General features: G+C 51.9%; 15 protein-coding genes. 10 read left to right on the top strand and 5 right to left on the bottom strand.

Features of this window, described 5'->3' with window-relative positions:
- Window positions 1-43: 43 nt before the first annotated feature.
- Window positions 44-1291: a RelA/SpoT domain-containing protein gene (locus LI015_RS25785; protein ID WP_227126627.1), complete on the bottom strand. Its 1248-nt coding sequence runs from the start codon at window positions 1289-1291 to the stop codon at window positions 44-46.
- Window positions 1292-1465: 174 nt separating this feature from the next.
- On the opposite strand from LI015_RS25785, the gene LI015_RS25780 reads away from it, so the two are divergent.
- Window positions 1466-4162 (top strand): sensor domain-containing phosphodiesterase, encoded by a 2697-nt coding sequence (locus LI015_RS25780; RefSeq protein WP_118018600.1) that lies wholly within the window; start codon window positions 1466-1468, stop codon window positions 4160-4162.
- A 56-nt stretch (window positions 4163-4218) separates the two neighbouring features.
- Here the strand turns inward: LI015_RS25780 and LI015_RS25775 are convergent, their stop codons facing one another.
- Entirely contained in the window at window positions 4219-5076 is an 858-nt protein-coding gene (locus LI015_RS25775; protein ID WP_002572287.1) for an AraC family transcriptional regulator, read from the bottom strand.
- A 221-nt stretch (window positions 5077-5297) separates the two neighbouring features.
- Between LI015_RS25775 and LI015_RS25770 the strand changes: the two genes are divergently transcribed.
- The 5 genes from LI015_RS25770 to LI015_RS25750 are packed head-to-tail and all read left to right on the top strand — an operon-like array spanning window position 5298 to window position 12459.
- A complete protein-coding gene (locus LI015_RS25770; RefSeq protein ID WP_117625942.1) occupies window positions 5298-6599 on the top strand; it encodes an ABC transporter substrate-binding protein in 1302 nt (433 codons plus the stop codon).
- A 24-nt stretch (window positions 6600-6623) separates the two neighbouring features.
- The gene (locus tag LI015_RS25765) at window positions 6624-7505 is read left to right on the top strand and encodes a carbohydrate ABC transporter permease (protein WP_002565119.1); all 882 of its coding nucleotides are present in this window, start codon (window positions 6624-6626) and stop codon (window positions 7503-7505) included.
- A 14-nt stretch (window positions 7506-7519) separates the two neighbouring features.
- Window positions 7520-8353, top strand: a complete 834-nt coding sequence (locus LI015_RS25760; RefSeq protein ID WP_002565118.1) for a carbohydrate ABC transporter permease — start codon at window positions 7520-7522, stop codon at window positions 8351-8353.
- 54 nt (window positions 8354-8407) lie between these two features.
- A complete protein-coding gene (locus LI015_RS25755) occupies window positions 8408-10609 on the top strand; it encodes an alpha-galactosidase (protein WP_227126626.1) in 2202 nt (733 codons plus the stop codon).
- 5 nt (window positions 10610-10614) lie between these two features.
- Window positions 10615-12459 carry an alpha-amylase family protein gene (locus LI015_RS25750; protein ID WP_227126625.1) on the top strand — a complete coding sequence of 615 codons (1845 nt, stop codon included), beginning with the start codon at window positions 10615-10617 and terminating at the stop codon, window positions 12457-12459.
- Here LI015_RS25750 and LI015_RS25745 read toward each other — a convergent pair.
- Complete coding sequence (locus tag LI015_RS25745) at window positions 12410-13198, bottom strand: hypothetical protein (RefSeq protein WP_227126624.1); 789 nt, start codon at window positions 13196-13198, stop codon at window positions 12410-12412. The genes LI015_RS25750 and LI015_RS25745 overlap by 50 nt on opposite strands.
- 238 nt (window positions 13199-13436) lie before the next feature.
- On the opposite strand from LI015_RS25745, the gene LI015_RS25740 reads away from it, so the two are divergent.
- Window positions 13437-14261 carry a Cof-type HAD-IIB family hydrolase gene (locus LI015_RS25740; RefSeq protein ID WP_002565114.1) on the top strand — a complete coding sequence of 275 codons (825 nt, stop codon included), beginning with the start codon at window positions 13437-13439 and terminating at the stop codon, window positions 14259-14261.
- Here LI015_RS25740 and LI015_RS25735 read toward each other — a convergent pair.
- Both LI015_RS25735 and LI015_RS25730 read right to left on the bottom strand, forming a co-directional pair.
- Entirely contained in the window at window positions 14243-15583 is a 1341-nt protein-coding gene (locus LI015_RS25735; protein WP_227126623.1) for a sensor histidine kinase, read from the bottom strand. The genes LI015_RS25740 and LI015_RS25735 overlap by 19 nt on opposite strands.
- Window positions 15576-16262 carry a response regulator transcription factor gene (locus tag LI015_RS25730; protein ID WP_002565112.1) on the bottom strand — a complete coding sequence of 229 codons (687 nt, stop codon included), beginning with the start codon at window positions 16260-16262 and terminating at the stop codon, window positions 15576-15578. Before LI015_RS25730 ends, LI015_RS25735 begins: the two co-directional genes overlap by 8 nt.
- 153 nt (window positions 16263-16415) lie before the next feature.
- On the opposite strand from LI015_RS25730, the gene LI015_RS25725 reads away from it, so the two are divergent.
- Genes LI015_RS25725 through LI015_RS25715 form a run of 3 tightly spaced genes read left to right on the top strand, consistent with a single transcriptional unit; the run spans window position 16416 to window position 20390 of the window.
- Window positions 16416-18677, top strand: coding sequence for a hypothetical protein (locus tag LI015_RS25725; protein WP_002572295.1), 2262 nt, complete (start codon window positions 16416-16418; stop codon window positions 18675-18677).
- Complete coding sequence (locus tag LI015_RS25720) at window positions 18640-19551, top strand: carbohydrate ABC transporter permease (RefSeq protein ID WP_002565110.1); 912 nt, start codon at window positions 18640-18642, stop codon at window positions 19549-19551. The genes LI015_RS25725 and LI015_RS25720 overlap by 38 nt, the downstream gene beginning before the upstream one ends.
- The gene (locus tag LI015_RS25715) at window positions 19548-20390 is read left to right on the top strand and encodes a carbohydrate ABC transporter permease (protein ID WP_002565109.1); all 843 of its coding nucleotides are present in this window, start codon (window positions 19548-19550) and stop codon (window positions 20388-20390) included. The genes LI015_RS25720 and LI015_RS25715 overlap by 4 nt, the downstream gene beginning before the upstream one ends.
- The last annotated feature ends 1 nt before the right edge of the window (window position 20391 follow it).

Raw genomic sequence — 20391 nt, 5'->3', positions numbered from 1 at the left:
CACGAAAAACGCCAAAAGCAGCCGGTTTAAGTAACCTTTGATCTTAAGCCGGGGCGGCAAACTGCTCCGACAGCTTGAGGAACAGGGACTGGGCTTCGTCTCCCTGCCGGTTGATATAATCTGCTTCCGGAATTTCAATATCGTGAATCAGCACATTGCGGATCTTGCGCAGGGACACAATCTGGTTGATGCACTCCTTGTCCAGCAGATTCAGCCGCTTCAGGGTGTTGATATTGAAGGCTCCCCGCACCTTGGGGGAGTTTTTGGAGGAGACGCGGTTAAGCAGCTGTTCCAGGGGAACCCACTGGCTGAAAAAATATTCCACAGCATGGCGCTCGTCCTCGCCTATGCCGTCCTGGCCGGCCCGCAGCTCCTGGTAAATATGGTAACGCTTTTCACTGCCCGTAATCATCTGGTCAATGATCTGCTGGGAAATGTTGCGCCGGTCCTTCTCGAATTTCACGGATTTGAGTACTGGCTCCAGCTCTTTTACGCTGTTTATTTTCAGGCGGCTGCTGAGTTTGAACAGCAGCTCAATATTCCCCATGCGCAGCTCTATGTCCTCGGGACGGAAATTGTTGCTGAGATAATTATACAGGTAGGAAGCCAGCTCGTACTGGGAACCGAACTCTGCATTTTTGTTCCGTATGCGCTCATTGCCCGCGTTCTGCAAGCGCTCCAGGGCAATTTCCCCGGCAAGGACCAGGCCGTTCAGCTCGTCCAGAATCGCCAGCTCCTCATCGGACAGGGTTCCCTGCAGGGGCTTGTAGACCAGATCGTGCTCCACCTCGGACCAGGCGTGCATAAGGACCGAAGCCACCTGTATCTCAATGCGGGCCGTGGTATACTTTTTCTGGGAACGGTCCAGGGATTCCTCCCTCATATGAGCCCGGTAGTGGTTGGCCCAGTAACCGGAAAAACGCTTATTATAAGAAGGCGCCTTGGACTGTTCCGGAAACTGCTTGGTCTCCAGAAGGGTGAAAAGGTCGTTGATAAGGCTGTCCGCCTTGTCGCGGTCACCGGGGAAGTACAGTGACACCCTGACACCGCACAGATCTGCGATATCCTCGTATATTTCACGCATGTTTTTATAGGGGACCGCCCGCCTGGAATTGCGTATGAGGACCTTGCTTTTCAGACGCCCCGGGGCTTTGGCGCGGGAGGTCACGATGGCCCGTATACCGGCTGCCTGAAGGGCGCTCTCTAACTGCCGGGCAGCCATCCGGCCGGCTGTTTCATAAAAGTTCATCTTTTTCTTGTAATTCTCTATGAACTGGTTGATTAAATCCATATCTGTTCTCCGCATTGCTTTGATACCCAATATTATATAACATTTTCAGAAGGAAGTCACCCCTGTGGTAACAATTAGAATAAATAGTAAAATCCTGCTGGATTTAATGAAATTAAGTGTTATACTTAAGATATGAAAGTGCCGGAGAGCATCCGGTTATGAAGGATGGTACGTATGAAGAAAAGACTGATTCCCATTGTTCTTTTCCTGTCCCTGGTGGGACTGGGAGGCCTGTCCCTTGTGTCCATACACAATCTCCAGGGAAATGCCAGGGTCATCAACTATACAGGTGTTGTCAGAGGCGCCACCCAACGCCTTGTAAAGGAAGAATTGAAAGGGCGGACGGATGACGCCCTTATTGCGCGTTTGGACGGCATTATGGAGGAGCTGGCCACCGGGGTGGGGGAAAACCGCCTCATCCGTTTGAATGATCAGGCCTACCAGGAGCTGCTGTCATCTATGGAGGACCAGTGGCAGGTGCTTAAAGAAGAAATCATGCTGGTGAGGCAGGGGAAGGATTCAGAAGAGCTGTTTGAACTCAGCGAGCGTTATTTCCAGCTGGCGGATACAACCGTGACAGCGGCGGAGCAGTATACTGAGAAACAGGTGAACCGCACCAGCAGGGGATTCGGAATTCTGATACTTGGCGCCATGGGTGTGTGGGGAATCCTGGTATGGCAGGAGCGCAGGCAGGATAAGATGCAGGCCGTTATACGGGAAAAGGAAAATGCCAACCGGCAGCAGAAGCAGCGTCTGGACCGTATGTGGGATACGCTTCGCGCGCCGCTCAACGATATATCCGAGATGATGTATGTCTCGGATGTGGAGACCCATGAGCTGCTGTTTCTGAATGAGGCCGGGATGAGAAATTTTCATCTGGATTCCATTGAAGGAAAGCGCTGTTATGAGGTATTCCATGGACTCAGTGAGCCATGTCCGTTCTGCAGTGAGCATTTTACGGATTACGGTAATATTGTCACGTGGGAGAATACCAATCCCATAACAGGCCGCCATTATCTGTTAAAGGACCGCCTGATCGAATGGAATGACAGGCCGGCCCGTCTGGAGATTGCCTTTGATGTGACGGAAGCGGAAAAGGAGAAACAGAGCCTTAAGTTTGCCCTTCGCGCAGAGGATATGCTGGTGGACTGTGTGCGCAGCCTTTATGAGGACAGGGGCATCGGGGATACGCTAACCGTCATCCTTGATAAACTGGGACGGTTCATGAACGCGGACCGGTCTTATGTATTCATGCTGAGGGATGGTAAGCTGTACAATGAATACGAGTGGTGCGCCGAGGGTGTGGAATCCCAGATGGATACACTGCAGGGCCTGCCTCTGGAATTCATCGACCGGTGGCTTAAAATCTTTGACCGGCAGGAATGTATGGTGTTAGAGGATGTGCAGGATCTGAAGGAGAACTACAGGAATGAGTATGAGATTTTAACGGCCCAGGGGATCACCAGTCTGGTGGCGGCGCCTCTGGAACGGGACGGTCATTTCTGCGGTGCCATTGGAGTGGATAATCCTCCTTTGGAACAGCTGGTCAATATCGGCCCCCTTCTGCGCACGCTGGGTTATTTCCTTATGCTGTCCTACCGCAGGGATGAGAATGAAAAGGAATTAAACAGGCTCAGCTATCATGACACCCTGACCTCCTTCTACAACCGCAACCGGTATACTGCCGATACGGATAACCTGAGAGTTACGGATTCACCGGTGGGCATCGTATATCTGGATGTCAACGGCCTGAAGGATATCAATGATTTGAGAGGCCACGCATTTGGAGATAAGGTACTGGTGGAATGCGCCAGGAGGATGCGGGAGACGTTTGATGGAGCTGATTTCTACCGAATCGGCGGGGATGAATTTGTCATCATCTGCCGGGAATGGAGCAAGGAAGTATTTGAGGAAAAGGTGGAGCTGCTCAGGAAGAATTTTGAGCGGGATTCCATATGCAGGGCAGCCGTGGGCAGCCGCTGGGCAGAGGGAAGCGATGATTTGTCCCAAATTATTGCGGATGCAGATGCAAGGATGTATGAGGATAAGAAAGAATTTTACCGCCGGAGTCCTGTGTCCCGGCGCTACAGGCACCAGAGCGACGAGGTAATCAATCTGTCCAACCCGGAGGTACTGGCAGACGAACTGGGAAAGAATCATTTTGTGGTCTATGTGCAGCCAAAGGTTTCCTCTGCGGACCGGTCCGCGGTGGGGGCAGAGGCGCTGATACGATATCAGTCCAAGGAAGGGTCCATGGTGCTGCCGGGCAATTTCCTGCCCCTTCTGGAGGAAGCCCAGACCATCAGCCAGGTGGACTTCTTTGTCTTTGAATTTATCTGTTCCAAGGTAAAGGAGTGGGCTGACCGGGAGAAGCAGGCATTTCCTGTTTCAGTGAACTTTTCCAGGTTTTCCCTGGCCCAGCCCTCCTTTGTGGAACAGCTGGTGAAGCTGTGTGATAAATATGGAATCTCTCCGGGACTGCTGGAAATCGAGATAACAGAGAGCATACGGAACGCGCCGGAAATTGACTTAAAGGAGCTCATAGGGAAACTGCGCCAGGCAGGATTTACAGTTGCCCTGGATGATTTTGGAACAGAGTATGTGAATCTGTCCCTGTTATCCTCAGTGGAATTCGACGTGCTCAAATTAGATAAGACCATGGTGGACGACATGGTCAATAACCCCAAGGCCCAGGCCATCATTGAGTCCATAGCGGGAATCTGCAAAAAAATGGGAATCCGGGTGGTGGCAGAGGGAATCGAGACAGAGGAGCAGATGTCCGTGCTTCGTACCTGCGGGGTGGAGACAGCACAGGGATACCTGTTCAGCAGGCCCATACCCGTGGAGGAGTATGAGGAGAAGTATCTGTAAGTATACGGCTGTATACCATATGTCTGTATATCATACGGCAGTAAATACTCCTGGCCCTAGGTGGCAGGAGCCATCTTGTTTTCCTGGCGCCACTGGCGGGGCGGGATGCCGTATGTTTTTTTAAAAGCGCGGGAAAAATGGAGCTGGTTAGGATAACCCACAGCATTGCTGATGTCGTTTATGCTCAGCTCCGTAAGCTTTAGCAGTTCGGCGGCCTTGGTCATGCGGTAGCTGATAAGAAATTCCTGAGGACTCTTACCCACTGCGTCGCGGAAGATTTTGCCGAAGTAGCTGCGGTTCAGATTGCAGAAAGCGGCAATGTCCTCCACCGATATGTCGTTCTGGAAGTTCTGCTCAATGAAGGATGTGGCCTCACGGATATAAAAGTCCTGGAGACGGCCTGTCTTTAACAGCCTGCGGGAGGCAGAGGAGCGGGTCAGATAGTCCAGGAACAGATAAAGGTGGCCAATCAGGTGGAAGGGCGACTGGTCGGAGTGCCTGGCAATGTAGAGCATTTCATTTTTCAGATCCAGGCTTAGGTCACGGGCGTTGGAATGGTATACAGGGGCATCCATGGTCAGTCCTGCCAGCTCCAGGGCTTCCTTTACGCGGAGGCCGTCAAATTCCACCCAGGTGTACTCCCATGGATGGTTCTTGTCTGCAAAGTAGGTGTTGATCTGCTTGGGATAAATCAGGAACCCTTCCCCGCTTTTAATCTGGTAGGTGTGGGATTCCCCTTTGGAATCCGTGGATATGAGGGTGCCTGTGCCGGATATGCAGTAGTGGAACAGATAGTGGTTCCTGGCGTAGGGACCATAAGAGTGCAGCGGTTCACACTGTTCCCAGCCGTATTGATATAACCCCAAATCCACGAAGCGCTCGTTGGGAAATATAGAAAACAGTACATTGCTCATTGCCTGAAAACCCCCTTTTTAATCATTATATACCCAAATGCCAGCCTATATCAAGTTATAGGTATAAAAATAGCATTTGGGTATATTTTTTGTGTAAGCAGAATATTTACCTGCCTTAAAACCCATGATATCATGTAGTTATCAAAGAAATCCGGATGGAATGAAGGCGACAAATTGGATGGTTTTAGAATAGAAGGAACAGGGATGACAGGGGGTATATTATGCTTAAAACGTTCAGAAAGGGAATTCTCACAGCGGCCGCAGCCGTGCTGGGGGCTGCTTTGCTTGGAGGATGCGGCTCCGGAACAAGGGCCTCGGATGGATTGGTGCATCTGAACTTCCAGATTTGGGACAATGCCCAGAGAGGCGGTATGGAAGCAGTAGCCAGGGCTTATATGGATAAGAACCCGGAGGTGGAAATCCAGGTTCAGGTTACCAGCTGGGATGAGTACTGGACCAAGCTGGATGCGGCGGCAGAATCAGGACAGCTGCCGGACATCTTCTGGATGCACACCAATCAGATTCTTAAATATGCGGATTATGGAAAACTGGAGGATGTGACGGATTTATATGACGATGTGGAGCCGGATTATTATACCACCCATTTTTCGGATATTTCGCTGGCAAATGCCAGGGGCTCCGACGGGCGGATGTATGGGGTTCCCAAGGATAAGGATACGGTCTGCCTGGTATATAACAAAGAGATGTTTGATGCGGCAGGGGTGGCTTACCCTGATGAGTCCTGGACGTGGGATGACCTTACGTCGGCTTCGGCTCAGATTTATGAAAGAACCGGAAAATACGGATATATGGCATATGCGGATGAGCAGCTGGGATACTGGAATTTCGTATACCAGGCAGGAGGCTACATACTGAACGAGGATAAGACCAGGGCAGGGTTTCTGGATTCCGGCACAAGGAAGGCCATGGAATTTTATATCGGCCTTCAGAAGGAGCCGTGGTGCCCTGATCAGAACTATTTTGCTGAGACGGCTCCGGGCAACGCATTCATGTCAGAGCAGGGGGCCATGTACCTGGAGGGAAACTGGAACCTTATTTCCTTTATGGAGAATAACAAGGAGATGATCGGAAAATGGGATGTGGCCGTGCTTCCCAAGTGCCCGGACCCGGTCCGGGGAGACGGCAGAGCCACCATATCCAACGGCCTGTGTTATTCCACCGGAGCCAAGGGAAAGAAGCTGGAATACGCAAGGGATTTCCTGAAATTTGCAGGTTCCGAGGAAGGACAGAGGGTCCAGGGGCTGTCAGGCGCAGCCATACCGGCCTACAAGGGGCTGGAGGATACGTGGATAAGCGCCTTTGACCAATATGACTACAAATTGGATGTCCAAAAATGCGTGGATATGTTTCCTTATGGTGTACAGAGCGTCAACAATGCATCCAGACCCAACTGGAAAACCCAGATTAACGACCTGCTGTTAAAGATATACAGCGGTGAGCTGAGTCTGGACCAGGGACTGGAGGATATGCAGAAACTGGTGGACGAAGCAAAGGCGCCGTAATGATGGCAGGACTGGAGGAGAATGATGGGTAAGAAACAATATTTGACAGAGGATGCAAAATGGGGCTATCTGCTCATTGCCCCTACGATAATAGGTCTGATTGTGCTGAACGTGTATCCGTTCCTGCAGACCCTGGTACTGAGCTTTTCCACCACCCATCCCTTTGGGTACTATGAGGTCAGCGGAGTGGAAAATTATGTGCAGATGTTTGGGAACAAGGAGTTTTGGAAGGCAACCTGGAATTCCATTTACTTCTGTATTCTGACCGTGCCCCTGGGAATTTTCCTTTCCCTGCTGACCGCTGTGCTGCTCAATGCGAAGATTCGGGCAAAGGCTGCTTTCAGAGCCATTTATTTCCTGCCCATGGTGGTTGCGCCGGCAGCCATAGCCATGGTGTGGAAATGGATTTTCAACGCAGAGTACGGCATTATCAACCAGATCATCGGAAGCAGAATAAACTGGCTGACCAACCCCAAGCTGGTGCTTCCGGCCTGTGCGGTGGTGGCAGTCTGGAGCGCCGTGGGATATGACGCGGTTCTGCTGCTGTCAGGAATACAAAATATATCAAAGAGCTACTATGAGGCCGCCAGCCTGGACGGGGCTTCCAAAATACAGCAGTTTTTTAAGATTACGCTTCCCATGGTGTCGCCCACCCTCTTTGTGGTGTTAATCATGCGGCTCATGGCATCCCTTAAGGTGTACGACCTGATTTACATGATGGTGGACCAGACCAATCCGGCCCTTACAAATGCCCAGTCACTGATGTATCTCTTTTACCGTGAGTCCTTTGTGGCAGGAAACCGTGGGTATGCTTCCGCTATTGTTGTGTGGACCGTACTGCTTATAGGAGCCGTGACAGCTCTGCAGTTCTGGGGACAGAAGAAGTGGGTCAACTATGAAGTTTAGGATGGAGGGAAAATATGAAATCATTGGAGACAAACCGCAGTATTAATACCGCCCTTGTGTATGCGGCCCTGGGAGCGGGAGCCCTGCTTATGATATTCCCGTTTATATGGATGGTGTTCACCAGCTTTAAGTCGGCAGGGGAGAGCGTACAGATTCCGCCGACCATCCTGCCGAAGCAGTGGATGAAGGAGAACTACCTGCGAGCCATCGCCTCCCTGCCCTTTATGAAATTGTATGTGAATACGGCGCTGCTGATTCTGTTTCGGGTGCTCTGCGCGGTGGCGTTTTCCTCAGCAGCCGGGTTCGCATTTGCAAAGCTTAAATTCAGGGGAAAGAATCTTTTGTTCTCCCTGGTGATTGTACAGATGATGCTGCCGTCCCAGATATTTATTATTCCCCAGTACCAGATGTTAGCCAGAATGGGACTGACAAACAGCATGTTTGCGCTGGTATTTCCGGGGTTAGTCAGCGCGTTCGGCACCTTTTTCCTCAGGCAGGCTTACATGGGCATTCCGGATGAGCTGGGGGAGGCCGCATACCTGGACGGCTGCACCAAGTGGCAGACCTTTACCAAGGTCATGATGCCTCTGACCAAGGCCAGCATGGCTGCCCTTACCATCTTCACTGCAGTGTTCGCTTATGCAGATCTGATGTGGCCTCTGATTGCCAACACGGATCTGAACATGATGACCTTGTCTGCCGGTCTTTCTACCCTGAGAGGGCAGTTCACCACCAATTATCCGGTGCTGATGGCAGGCTCTGTCCTGGCTATGGTTCCCATGGTGATTCTGTATCTGGTATTCCAGAAGCAGTTTATAGAAGGAATTGCAATGACAGGCGGAAAATAGAGATGGAGATAAAGATAGAAAACAGAGACGGATAACAGAGACGGAGGATGACACATGGCAATACAGTATCAGGAAAATGGAAGGATATTCACCCTTCACACGGACCACTCCACATATCAGATGAAGGCAGATTACTATGGGAATCTGCTTCACCTGTACTACGGGGACAGGACAGAGGGCTCCATGGAATATCTGCTTACCTTTGGGGACCGGGGGTTCTCACCCAATCCATATGAGGCAGGTGACGACAGAACCTATTCCCTGGACGCCCTTCCCCAGGAATATCCATATCAGGGCTCAGGGGACTTCAGAAGCCCTGCCCTTGCAGTGGAACAGGCTGACAAATCCTATGGGCTGAATCTGCGCTATGGAGGATATGAAATAAGCAAAGGGAAATACAGCCTTCCAGGCCTTCCTTCCATGTATGGGGAGGGCCTGGAGGACGCAGAGAGCCTTAAGATACACCTGACAGACCAGGTCAGCGGACTGGCGGTTACGTTGCTCTACGGCGTATTCCCCGGATACGACATTATTACCAGGGCAGTCTGTGTGAAAAATGAAGGGAATGGCCCGGCAGCCCTGAAACGGGTATACAGTGCATGTCTGGACTTCCTTCACGGGGAATACGATCTGATTCAGTTTTACGGACGCCACGCAATGGAGCGCAATTTCCAGAGAACCGCCCTGTGCCACGGCGCCCAGGTCATAGGAAGCCGCAGAGGGACTTCCAGCCACCAGTATAATCCATTTCTGATACTGGCAGGACGGGAGACAACCGAAAACCATGGCCCCTGTTACAGCATGTCCTTTGTGTACAGCGGGGCCTTTAAGGCAGAGGCGGAGACGGACCAGTACGGTCAGACCAGGATGTCTATGGGGCTTCAGGATGAGATGTTTTCCTATGAGCTTAAACCTGGGGAGATTTTCTTTGGGCCTGAGGTTATCATGGGGTACAGCGGCCATGGGCTGGGTACATTGTCGCGCAGCATCCATAAGGCCATGCGCCGCAGCCTTTGCAGGGGAAAGTACAAGACCATTCCCCGGCCTGTGCTGATCAACAACTGGGAAGCCACCTACTTTGATTTTACCGGGGAAAAGATACTGGATATCGCAAGACAAGCAAAGGAACTGGGCGTGGAAATGATGGTGCTGGACGACGGATGGTTCGGAAAGCGGGATTCGGATTGCTCCGGTCTGGGAGACTGGCAGGTAAACGTAAAAAAGCTGGGCGGTTCCCTGGGCAGCCTGGTTAGCCGGATTAACGGCCTGGGAATGAAATTCGGAATCTGGATGGAGCCGGAGATGGTGTCTGAGGACAGCAGTCTTTACAGGGAACATCCGGACTGGGCCTTTGCTGTGCCCGGAAGAAAGCCGGTCCGGGGCAGAAGCCAGCTGGTGCTGGATTTTTCAAGAAAAGAGGTGGCGGATTATATTTTTGACAGTATCTGCCGGGTCCTTGACAGCGCCCATATAGAGTATCTGAAATGGGATATGAACCGCAGCATAGCGGACGTATATTCCGCGGCAGGTAAAATGGCGGGTGGAGACAGTCCGGGCAGTATTTTGTACCGGTATATGCTGGGACTCTATGACTTCCTGGAGCGTCTGACAAAGCGCTATCCGGACCTTCTGATTGAGGGGTGCAGCGGCGGCGGCGGGCGTTTTGACGCAGGCATGCTGTATTACACGCCCCAAATCTGGTGCAGTGACAACACCGATGCGGTGGACCGCATCCGGATTCAGTACGGAACTTCCTTTGGCTACCCAATCAGCGCAGTGGGTTCCCATGTATCAGCAGTGCCAAACCACCAGACAGGCAGAATTACGCCCATGAAAACCAGGGGAGTGGTTGCCATGGCGGGAAGTTTTGGATATGAGCTGAATTTAAGCGCCATATCGGAAGAAGACAAGAATTGCGTGAGGGAGCAGATAGACGCGTACCATAAATACTGGCATCTGATTCATGACGGGGCGTATTACCGGCTGACGAATCCCTTTGAGGACAGGGAAGCGGCCGCATGGCTCTTTGTGAGTGAGGATAAGGGGGAGGCGCTGTTAAATACAGTTGCTCTGGAGACCCACGGCAATCCGCTGTCATTGTATATTCCTATGGAGGGGCTGGATCCCGAGGCCATGTACAGGGATGAGGATACAGGGACCGAATATCCGGGAGCAGGCCTTATGTCGGCCGGAATCCCCATTCCGTCCGGGACAGGGGAATACCAGGCGTTCCAGGTACATTTAAGGAGGATATGAAGGGGATGAAGCGCGATAACATCTACAGAAAACGTCTGGATAAGCATATGGACGAACTGAAATGGCTGTATATGGAGCTCTACAACAGTCAGGATATGTTTGACGGGCTGTTAAAGGGAATGGAAGGGTTTTACAAGGAGCGCGCAGGGGGGCTCAGAGCGCTGGATGCTGCCAGGGAGGAGGACCCGTGCTGGTACAGAAAGAGCTCCATGCTGGGCATGATGATGTACGCGGATCATTTTGCCGGCAGCCTGAAGGGCGTGGAAGGCAAGCTGGATTATATTGCTCAGTGCCATGTGAATTATCTCCACCTGATGCCTCTTTTAGATACCCCCAGGGGGCGTTCGGACGGAGGTTATGCCGTATCTGACTTCAGAAAGGTGAGGGAGGATTTGGGAACCATGGAGGACCTGGAGCAGCTGGCCCATGAATGCCACGACAGAGGCATCAGCCTTTGCCTGGATTTTGTGATGAACCATACGTCGGAGGAGCATGGGTGGGCGAAAAGGGCAAGGGCAGGGGAAAAGGAATATCAGGACAGATATTTTTTCTTTGACAGCTGGACGGTTCCCTCTATGTTTGAGGAGACGGTGCCCCAGGTATTTCCCGCCACGGCGCCGGGAAACTTCACTTGTCTGCCTGAAACAGGGCAGTATGTGATGACCACCTTTTATCCTTATCAGTGGGACCTGAATTACAGAAATCCTGTTGTCTTTAATGAGATGATGTTCAATTTTCTTTACCTGGCAAACCGCGGGGTGGATGTGCTGAGGATTGACGCGGTTCCCTATATATGGAAGGAATTGGGGACGGACTGCCGCAATCTTCCCAGGGTCCACACCATTGTAAGGATGATGCGCATGATTGGCGAAATCGTGTGTCCCGGTATCCTGCTGCTGGGGGAGGTGGTCATGGAGCCGGAGAAGGTGGCTCCTTATTTCGGAACCGTGGAAAAGCCGGAATGTCATATGCTCTACAATGTGACCACCATGGCGGCCATCTGGAACACGGCGGCCACAAAGGATGTAAGGCTCTTAAAAAGCCAGATGGAGACGGTCAGTTCCCTGCCCTCCGCCTGTACCTTCCTCAATTATCTGCGGTGTCACGATGATATAGGCTGGGGACTGGATTATCCTCTTTTGGAAAGGTGGGGGATGAGGCAGGTTCCCCATAAGAAATTTCTGAATGATTTCTTTACAGGAAGGATACCGGAGAGTTTCAGCCGGGGCGTCCTGTACAATGACGACCCGGCCACGGGCGACGCCCGGTTCTGCGGAACCACCGCCTCCATGTGCGGTGTGGAAAAAGCAGGATTCTGCCATGACAGGCAGGCCATGGAGGAGGCTGTCAGGCTGGATACCATGCTCCACGCGTTCATGCTGTTTCAGTCGGGCATCCCTGTGCTTTACAGCGGGGACGAGGTGGGACAGGTCAATGACTACACCTATAAGGACAATCCCGAAAAGGCACCGGACTCCCGGTATATACACAGGGGAGAATTTCAATGGGATCTGGTGGAACGGATAAATGAACCAGAAACAGTCCAGAATCGTATTTTCCATAATCTGGAACAATTGGAGGCCATACGGGCCGGGGAACCCCTATTGGATGCCGGGTGTCCTTTCCGCACCTTGGAGACTTGGGACAACTCTGTCCTGGGTATGGTAAGGCAGGACGGCAGAGGCAAAAAACTCATCGGTCTCTTTAATTTCAGCGGCGAACGCCGTACTGCGTGGGTTGATGAAAGGGACGGAATGTATGGGGATATGGTTACAGGAGATCTCATGGAAGCATCCGGTGTCAGTCTGCCTGGTTACGGATTTCTGTGGATGAAGCGTCAGTGCGGATGACAAAGCCGTATTCCGCCGTGCTGTTGTCATCCCACCGGCAGTTTACACGAAAACCTCTCAAAATACCTGCTTCTTCATACGAAGACATATCAGAACTCAGTAAAGCCGCGCTGTTGATATCCAGGGTAAAACAGGCCGCGCTGCCGGAACAGGCCAGGGTGAATTCCTCTGTGACCTGTTCCGTGTATTTCGGGGAGCCGTCGCCGCGGAGTATGAGGTCCTGAACCGTGACCGAATCTGGGACCGTGCTTTCCCTGAAATCCAGGGAAATATCTGTCCCCAATTTGACGTAGGGAATGTCCGGCACCTTTCCGACCAGATAGGAGAGAGGTTCGGCTCCGCAGGCAATGACAGCCTCTGCTGTCCCCTCATCATCCGGCGTATATAATTGATATCCTCCTGAAAAAGAAGGAATTTCCGTTTTGTCCGGTCCGTATGTGACAAGGAGCTGCGGGATGGCGGTGGGCGGTGTTATATGAGAATCCTTGGTTTTGTCAGCCGCGGTTATACCGGGGCTGTATGTGATGGCATACTGTCCGTTCCTGCCTTGGGGATTTGTGATATTTCCCTGTAAAACCAGCTTCCTGCCGTCGCTGGAAACCAACTTTCCCAGGAGAATGGAGTTATAGGTACCGCCTTTCTGGTGCAGCAGGTACCAACGTGATACGGCAGCCGTGCACAGGACAGTCAAAATAAATGCGAAAATCAATACAGGAATCAATCTGTGTTTTTCTTTCATGAAACGCTCCCTTCCTGCCAATAAAGGCCAATCATATTTCCGGACCATCATACTTCCATACAACCAATATAATACAATCAGCTCCATAAGACTTGAAGAAAAGCTGAAAAATTCTTACGATTCCATGAGAAAGGGGAATGGGAAAAAACATGAGGGAAGCTGTGATTTTGTTATTGATACTTTGGGAAATGGGGTGTATTCTTTAGGAGAGAAAAATGGAAATGAAAGAGGAACCTTCATGAGTCACTATGAATTAATTGGTTTTGATATGGACGGCACCATACTGAACAGCCAAAAGACCATATCACACCGTACGCTTGAAGCCGTAAACCGCGCCGCCCGTATGGGAAAACGCGTCATATTATCCACCGGCCGCTGTATCAGCGAGCTGGAGGAATTCAGGGATGTCCTTGCCAATGTCAGCCACTATGTATGCGAAAGCGGCGCCCTGATTTACGACGCGGTGAACCAGAGCATCCTCCACTCAGAGACCCTGCCCCGGGATTTGGTGGAACAGGTTCTTGAAACAGCTGCCCATGAGGATGTGATGGTATACATGATGAGCGGCGGACAGGCTCTGGCAAACGCAAGCCAGGTGGCGGATACCAGTCATTACCATATGGGCGTCTACCAGGAGATGATGGACCGGGTGGTGAATAAGACGGATGACATTGGGGCCCTTTACAGGAAACATCCCTTCCCGGTGGAGAAGCTGAACCTGTTTTCCGCCTCCGCTGACATCCGGGAACGGCTTCATTCCAGGATATGCGGGCTTCCCCTTGCTATTGCCTTTGCGGAAGGCGCTTCCCTGGAGCTGTCCCCCCGTAATGTCAGTAAGGCCAGCGGCCTGGTGTGGCTGTGCGGACATCTGGACATACCGCTTCATAAGACCATCATTGTGGGAGATGCCGATAATGACGCCCAGGTGCTTCGGATTGCCGGTCTCTCTGTTGCCATGGGCAATGCCCTGCCGCACATAAAGGAACTGTGCGATGTGGTGGTGGCTGACAATGACCACGACGGTTGCGCCGAGGCAGTGGACCGTTACCTGCTGGAAGCGTGAGATTCGGGTACGGCGGGCAGACGGACCAGGAAACAGGCGCCTCCGTCCGGTGAATCCGACACGCTTATGGTGCCTTTGTGGAGCTGTACCAGCTCCTTTGCAATACTGAGCCCCAATCCGTAATTCTGCTTGTGGCTTCTGGCGCTGTCTCCCCGGTAGAACCGGTTAAATATATGCTTCTTGGTCTCGTCATCCATGCCGCTGCCCTGATCTGACACGGTGAGGCAGACTATGCTCCGGCTGCGGGAGAGCAGATGCTTATCTGTCTGTACGGATGCGGCAACAGTGACACTGCGTTTTTTTGGCGTGTAGCGCAGGGCATTGTCCAGGAGGACGGCAAAAATCTGTTCCAGGCGGTTTTCATCGCCGTATATCCTGGGAAGTGAGGCTTCGGGCAGGTCCAGCTTCAGGCAGACGCCCTTGTCCTGGTACAGCGGTTCAAACCGTTCGTAGATACTGATTAGAAGGGTATCCATGTCCAGGGAGGAGGTCCTGAGACTCCACTGTCCGGTGTCGGCCGAGGCCAGAAGCAGCATGTCCCCCACCAGACAGGACATGCGGGAACATTCCCGGTCTATATTAGCCATGAATTTTTCTCTCTGGTCAGGAGCTGTCCGTGCAGCGCATATGCTGGAGCGGATGACGGCAAGGGGAGCCCGCAGCTCATGGGATGCCGCCGCTATAAATTCATTCTGCTGTTTCTGGCTTTCTGCCAACGGTTTTAAGGACTTCCCCACCAATATCCAGCTGACGCACATCAGCGCGGCGATACCAGCCAGATTGAGAAGAAGGAACAGGATACCCTGACGGAACAGGCCGAATCCCATGGAGTCCTTGCTGGCCAGCAGTGTAAGGCTCTGAAATCCTGTCTGCGTGGGAAGAACAAGCACGCTGCCCAGATAGGTGTCATTGCTGTCTCCTGTCACTGTAAATACAGAGCTTCTGAGAAGAGATGAGGATACCGGCCTTGATGACGGGTCAATGCGCTCGGCCATGGCAGCTTCCCTGGCCCGCATGATTAAGGTGTCCCGCCTGGTGTCCGGAGTCCAGGAACCGTGGTAGAGAAGAGGCCTGCCGTTGTCCTCGATATGTATAATCAGGCGGTTATCGCTTTCCAGCCTGGACAGCCAGGTACAGCTGACGGTGGAGCCGGACTGGAGCCGTGAGGTGATGTTCAGGATTTGGTTCTGAAAGGAGTCCAGGTTTTTTTTATTGAATTCCCTGGCGCTTATGACCAGGATGCCGATGACCACCAGGGTCAGAATCAGTCCGGTGGTAATGGTAAAAAGGGCGGTAAGCTGCCGCCGGAGCCGCTTAATCATGGGTCCCTCCGATTTCCAGGCGGTATCCGATTCCGTGGACCGTCTTAATCTGGGGCAGGGCTCCTATGGATTTGAGACGACGTCTCAGAAAATAGATATAGTTGTCCAGATTCCCCTCCTCCACATCTGAGTCAGGACCCCATATGTAAGAGAGAATCAGCCCCCTGGGGAGGACCTGGCCCTTATTGCGAATCAGGTATTCCATCAGGGCGGATTCGCGTTTGCTCAGCTGCAGGGTTCCCAGGGGTCCTGTGAGCTCCCTTTTCTCCGGATCCAGGCTGATGTTGGAGCAGGCGGCCGAGGGACTCTGCTTAAAATTTCCCGGCCGCCTGGTAAGGGCCCGGATTCTGGCAAGCAGTTCCCCGGCAGCATAAGGCTTCACCAGATAATCGTCGGCGCCTGCGTCCAGGCCGTCAATCCTGTCGTTGATGCCGTCCAGGGCAGTGGTGATGATGACCGGTGTGGTAATATTCATTCTCCTTAAGCCGCCCAGGACGCCAAGCCCGTCCATCTGGGGAAGCATCCGGTCCAGTATGATCACATCGTAGGGGTATTCCGATGCATAATAAAAGGCTTCCTGCCCCTGGCCGCAGCAGTCAGTCTCGTATCCCGCCCGCTCCAGCTGGAGCTTTATGGCGTCACATAATTCCTTATCATCTTCAACCAATAGAATCCGCATTGTACCATCCTCATTGTTATTGATATATAAAACCATTATATCAGACAAATCTCTAAAAAACCTAAAAGAAATTCTTCCAAATTTTAAGTTTTTTTAGAGATTTGTCTGGTATGATACAGGGGACATGAAGATTGTCCGGGAGGAGAAATGACAATGAAAAATAAACTTATGAGCCTGTGTCTGGCTGTCAGCATACTGTCAGGATGTTTGTGGGGCTGCGCTGCGCCGTCCGGTACAGCAGGCGGCAGCACAGGTGAACAGCAGACAAAATCAAAGACACAGGAGGAAAAGCAGCAGGAGGGACCGATGGGGAGATATGCGGAGAGCAGTATAAGCATTTCCCTGGAAGAAGGGGAGACAGCCGCCGATATCATCCAGACAGGGGACCAGGTGCTGGAGCTGTATACGGTCAAAGACAAAAAAGCTTCCAGATACATATGGACGGGTGAAAAGTGGGAGAAACAGGACAACAGCCTGCTGGAGGGACTGGAGTTTCCGTACGGGACCCTGCATATGATATGGGGAGAGGACAAAAACCGGTATGTGCTGTACCAGGGCGGGGATGATTATAAGACATATATGATGAAGCTGACAGAGGGACAGGAACCCATGATGCTTTTGGACCCGGTGTTTTCCGTTAAAAATGACCAGGGATATTACGATGTGAGGCCTGATTTTGCAGCGGTGTCCGAGGAGGGACTTATTTTCCTGTCTCACAGCAGGGTAACGGATGTGTACACGCCTGAAGGAGAACTGGTTCTTTCACTGCCCCAGCAGTGGAGTTCCATGGAATGGAAGGGAACAGGCCTGCTCAAGGGAAACCGGTATATCACGTACAGCGAAAGCTCCTATATCAGCTACGATATTTCCGGCATGTCGGCGTCCGCTAAAGAGGAGATACCATTTCAGTCACCAGATTTTGACATGTGGGCCCCCATGGCATCGGACGGCAGCGGGGGAATATACATTGCCAATCCCCGGGGAATCCACCATATGAACCAGGGGGGAAGCCTGTGGGAGACTGTGGCTGACGGCACCCTTAATTCCCTGAGCCTTCCAAGCGCCAATCTCAGGAAGCTGTTTGCGGGAAACCAGAATGATTTTTATGTCTGGATGTCCCAGGATGACAAGGAAGAGCTGAAGCATTATACCTATGACCCTCAGATGCCTTCCGTGCCCACCCAGACGCTGACTGTATATGGGCTGAACCTGGAACAGACAGATACCATTCACCAGGCTGCATCTATGTTCCAGCTGGAACACCCGGATGTCAGGGTGGAATTGATTGACGGCCAGATCACGTCGGGCAGCACCACGGTATCTGATACCATAAGAGCCCTCAATACAGAGCTTTTAGGCGGAAATGGTGCAGACCTGCTGGTTCTTGACGGTCTCCCGGCGGAATCCTATATAGAAAAGGGGATTCTTGAGGATATGAAGGATTTCTTAAGCCCCATGATAGCTTCGGGAGAGCTGACAGAGCAGGTGTCAAAGCCTTATACAGAGGAAAACGGGAGTATTTACCAGATTCCCACCAGGATGACGCTGCTGGCTGCCTATGGGGACAGCCAGGCCGCAGCCAGCCTGGTGTCCATGGAAGCCATGAGGGCCTACCAGGAGGATCCGTCCCATCTTCCCCTGCGGCCCAAAACCAATTATGAAAGTCTGCTGCGCCAGATACTGATGCTGCGGTACGATGAAGTCGTGGATATGCGGACAGGAAAGCCGTATCCGGATAAAATTAAGGAGCTGCTGGAGACAGTGAAGGTCCTGGGAGAGGCAAATGGCGCCAAGTCTGCCTTTGATAAATCCGAGGATGGGGGACGGGGCAATGTCTATAACCTTATGCCGGGATTGGACGGACTTTTGGGCAGCGAATATAGCCGTGTGGACCAGGGGATGAGTGCCGTTGCAATCGACAAGATAGATGGCATGTACAATATCCTGCTGCCTCTGGCAGTACAGAGAAAACACGGATTTACCATGGAAAATGTAAACGCCTCCTACCTGCCCTCAGGCACCATGGGAATCAACCAGGCCTGCCAAAATAAGGAGATGGCAAGGGAATTCATTCTCTTTGTGCTGGGACGCGACGTCCAGTCAAAGGACCTTTCAGACGGTCTTCCGGTCAATACCCTGGCAGTCCGGGACTGGGTGGATCGGGAAGATAATAAGGATACATCCGTTGCAGTCAGCGGAGATGACGGTTACGAGCTGACCGGCAGCTGGCCTACAAAGGAAGAACGCCAGCTGGTGTTTGATGTGGCGGCAAAGGCGGATCACCCCATTCGGATGGACCGGGTTTTGACGGATATTATCATCAATGAGACAAAGGGATATTTTGAGGGGAGATTGTCCCTGGAACAGGCGGCTCAGAATGCGCAGAACAAGGCAATGCTGTATTTTTCGGAGTAGAAAAGCTATAAATCAATCTTCCGGGAACCGATTTGGCATTTATCTCAGGAATCTGAGGCCATGGCTGTTCCTGGCCCCAAGTTTGGCGGGGACAGCCGTATTTGTGCTCATACCCTTTGTGAATGTGGTGGTCCGCTCCTTTTTTCAGGCAGTGGGCGGACAGTTTGTGGGAATGGAGAATTTTATACAGGTCTTTCACAGCCAGGCATTCCGGCTGGCTGTAAAGAATACCCTGCATTTTATCCTGGTGTGCATCCCTGTGCTGATGGCCTTTTCACTGTGGGTTTCCATCCTTATGACGGGAGCTGCGGACAGCCGGAGCCTGTATAAAACAACCATTCTGCTTCCAATGGCCATACCGGTGGCCTCCGTTGTACTGTTGTGGAAGCTGTTGTTTTATCCCCAGGGGATTCTTGACCAGATGGTGGTATGGGCAGGCGGGAGCAGCCAGGACTGGCTGAATCAGGGAAGTGCTTTTTATATCCTGGTATTGACCTATATATGGAAAAACACAGGCTACGATATGATGCTCTGGCTGGCCGGACTGGACGGAATTCCAAAAGAGCTTTTTGAGGCAGCAAAGGTGGACGGAGCCGGTTCCTGGCAGAGCTTTTTCCATATTGCTCTGCCGGGGCTGAAAAGTACGGCCTTTCTGGTGCTGGTGTTGTCTGTTATCAATTCTTTTAAGGTGTTCAGGGAGGCATACCTGATATCAGGGGATTACCCACATGAGAGTATCTATATGCTCCAGCACCTGTTCAACCATTGGTTCGTATCCCTGGACATTCAGAAGATGAGCGCGGCATCCGTGATGGTGGAGGTATCCATTATGATTCCGGTGCTGCTGTGGACCTGGAAAAGGAAAAAGAGATGATAAAACGTATTTTAATACATGCGGTCCTCGTTTTGCTGTGTCTTTTTATATGGCTTCCCCTTTTACTCATGGCAGGCAGCGCGCTGATGTCCGAAGGGGAAATGCTGGAACGTTTCGGCGCTGTCTTTGGCATGGGAAACGCTCCCATAAAGGCAGCTTTTATTCCCTCCTACCCAACCCTGAGCCCCTTTGTGGAGCTGCTTTTGGATTCACCGGGATTTTATGTTATGTTTTGGAATTCCTGTCTGCAGACCGGGCTGGTGCTGGCAGGGCAGCTGCTTATAGCCCTTCCGGGCGCCTGGGCCTTTGCCCATTTCTGTTTTCCCGGAAAGAGGGCATTGTTTCTTTTCTATATCATTCTCATGATGCAGCCCTTTCAGGTGACCATGGTCCCGAGTTATCTGGTCCTTAAGCGGTTCCATCTTTTAAATACCCATCTGGCTGTCATTCTGCCGGGAATCTTTTCCGCTTTTCCCGTCTTTATCATGACAAAATTCTTTGCATCCATCCCAACGCCTCTCATAGAGGCGGCCAGGCTGGACGGAGCCGGTGACTTTTCTATATTTATGAAGGTAGGAATACCGGTGGGACGGCCGGGAATCATTTCAATGCTGGTGCTGGGGTTCCTGGAATACTGGAATGCCATTGAACAGCCCATGACATTTTTAAAGGAGCAGAGACTCTGGCCGCTGTCCCTTTACCTGCCGGACATTACGGCTGATAAGGCAGGTGCTGCCTGGTCTGCCTCGGTCATTATGATGGTGCTTCCTGTTCTTTTGTTCCTTATGGGACAGGAGACGCTGGAGCAGGGGATTGCCGCATCAGGAATCAAGGAGTGAG

Origin of the sequence: Enterocloster sp. 210928-DFI.2.20, assembly GCF_020554465.1 — a bacterium.
Lineage (GTDB): Bacteria > Bacillota > Clostridia > Lachnospirales > Lachnospiraceae > Enterocloster > Enterocloster bolteae.
Note: the sequence above shows the minus strand (reverse complement) of the source record. Positions and strands in the feature narration are given on the sequence as shown.

What these genes read in the sequence shown, in the direction of transcription:
- LI015_RS25725 (WP_002572295.1), top strand. Translation starts at nt 16,416, where the DNA reads ATGAAAAATAAACTTATGAGCCTGTGTCTGGCTGTCAGCATACTGTCA.
- LI015_RS25715 (WP_002565109.1), top strand. Translation starts at nt 19,548, where the DNA reads ATGATAAAACGTATTTTAATACATGCGGTCCTCGTTTTGCTGTGTCTT.
- LI015_RS25775 (WP_002572287.1), bottom strand. Translation starts at nt 5,076, where the DNA reads ATGAGCAATGTACTGTTTTCTATATTTCCCAACGAGCGCTTCGTGGAT.
- LI015_RS25785 (WP_227126627.1), bottom strand. Translation starts at nt 1,291, where the DNA reads ATGGATTTAATCAACCAGTTCATAGAGAATTACAAGAAAAAGATGAAC.
- LI015_RS25770 (WP_117625942.1), top strand. Translation starts at nt 5,298, where the DNA reads ATGCTTAAAACGTTCAGAAAGGGAATTCTCACAGCGGCCGCAGCCGTG.
- LI015_RS25750 (WP_227126625.1), top strand. Translation starts at nt 10,615, where the DNA reads ATGAAGCGCGATAACATCTACAGAAAACGTCTGGATAAGCATATGGAC.
- LI015_RS25730 (WP_002565112.1), bottom strand. Translation starts at nt 16,262, where the DNA reads ATGCGGATTCTATTGGTTGAAGATGATAAGGAATTATGTGACGCCATA.
- LI015_RS25735 (WP_227126623.1), bottom strand. Translation starts at nt 15,583, where the DNA reads ATGATTAAGCGGCTCCGGCGGCAGCTTACCGCCCTTTTTACCATTACC.
- LI015_RS25740 (WP_002565114.1), top strand. Translation starts at nt 13,437, where the DNA reads ATGAGTCACTATGAATTAATTGGTTTTGATATGGACGGCACCATACTG.
- LI015_RS25760 (WP_002565118.1), top strand. Translation starts at nt 7,520, where the DNA reads ATGAAATCATTGGAGACAAACCGCAGTATTAATACCGCCCTTGTGTAT.
- LI015_RS25765 (WP_002565119.1), top strand. Translation starts at nt 6,624, where the DNA reads ATGGGTAAGAAACAATATTTGACAGAGGATGCAAAATGGGGCTATCTG.
- LI015_RS25745 (WP_227126624.1), bottom strand. Translation starts at nt 13,198, where the DNA reads ATGAAAGAAAAACACAGATTGATTCCTGTATTGATTTTCGCATTTATT.
- LI015_RS25720 (WP_002565110.1), top strand. Translation starts at nt 18,640, where the DNA reads ATGCGCAGAACAAGGCAATGCTGTATTTTTCGGAGTAGAAAAGCTATA.
- LI015_RS25755 (WP_227126626.1), top strand. Translation starts at nt 8,408, where the DNA reads ATGGCAATACAGTATCAGGAAAATGGAAGGATATTCACCCTTCACACG.
- LI015_RS25780 (WP_118018600.1), top strand. Translation starts at nt 1,466, where the DNA reads ATGAAGAAAAGACTGATTCCCATTGTTCTTTTCCTGTCCCTGGTGGGA.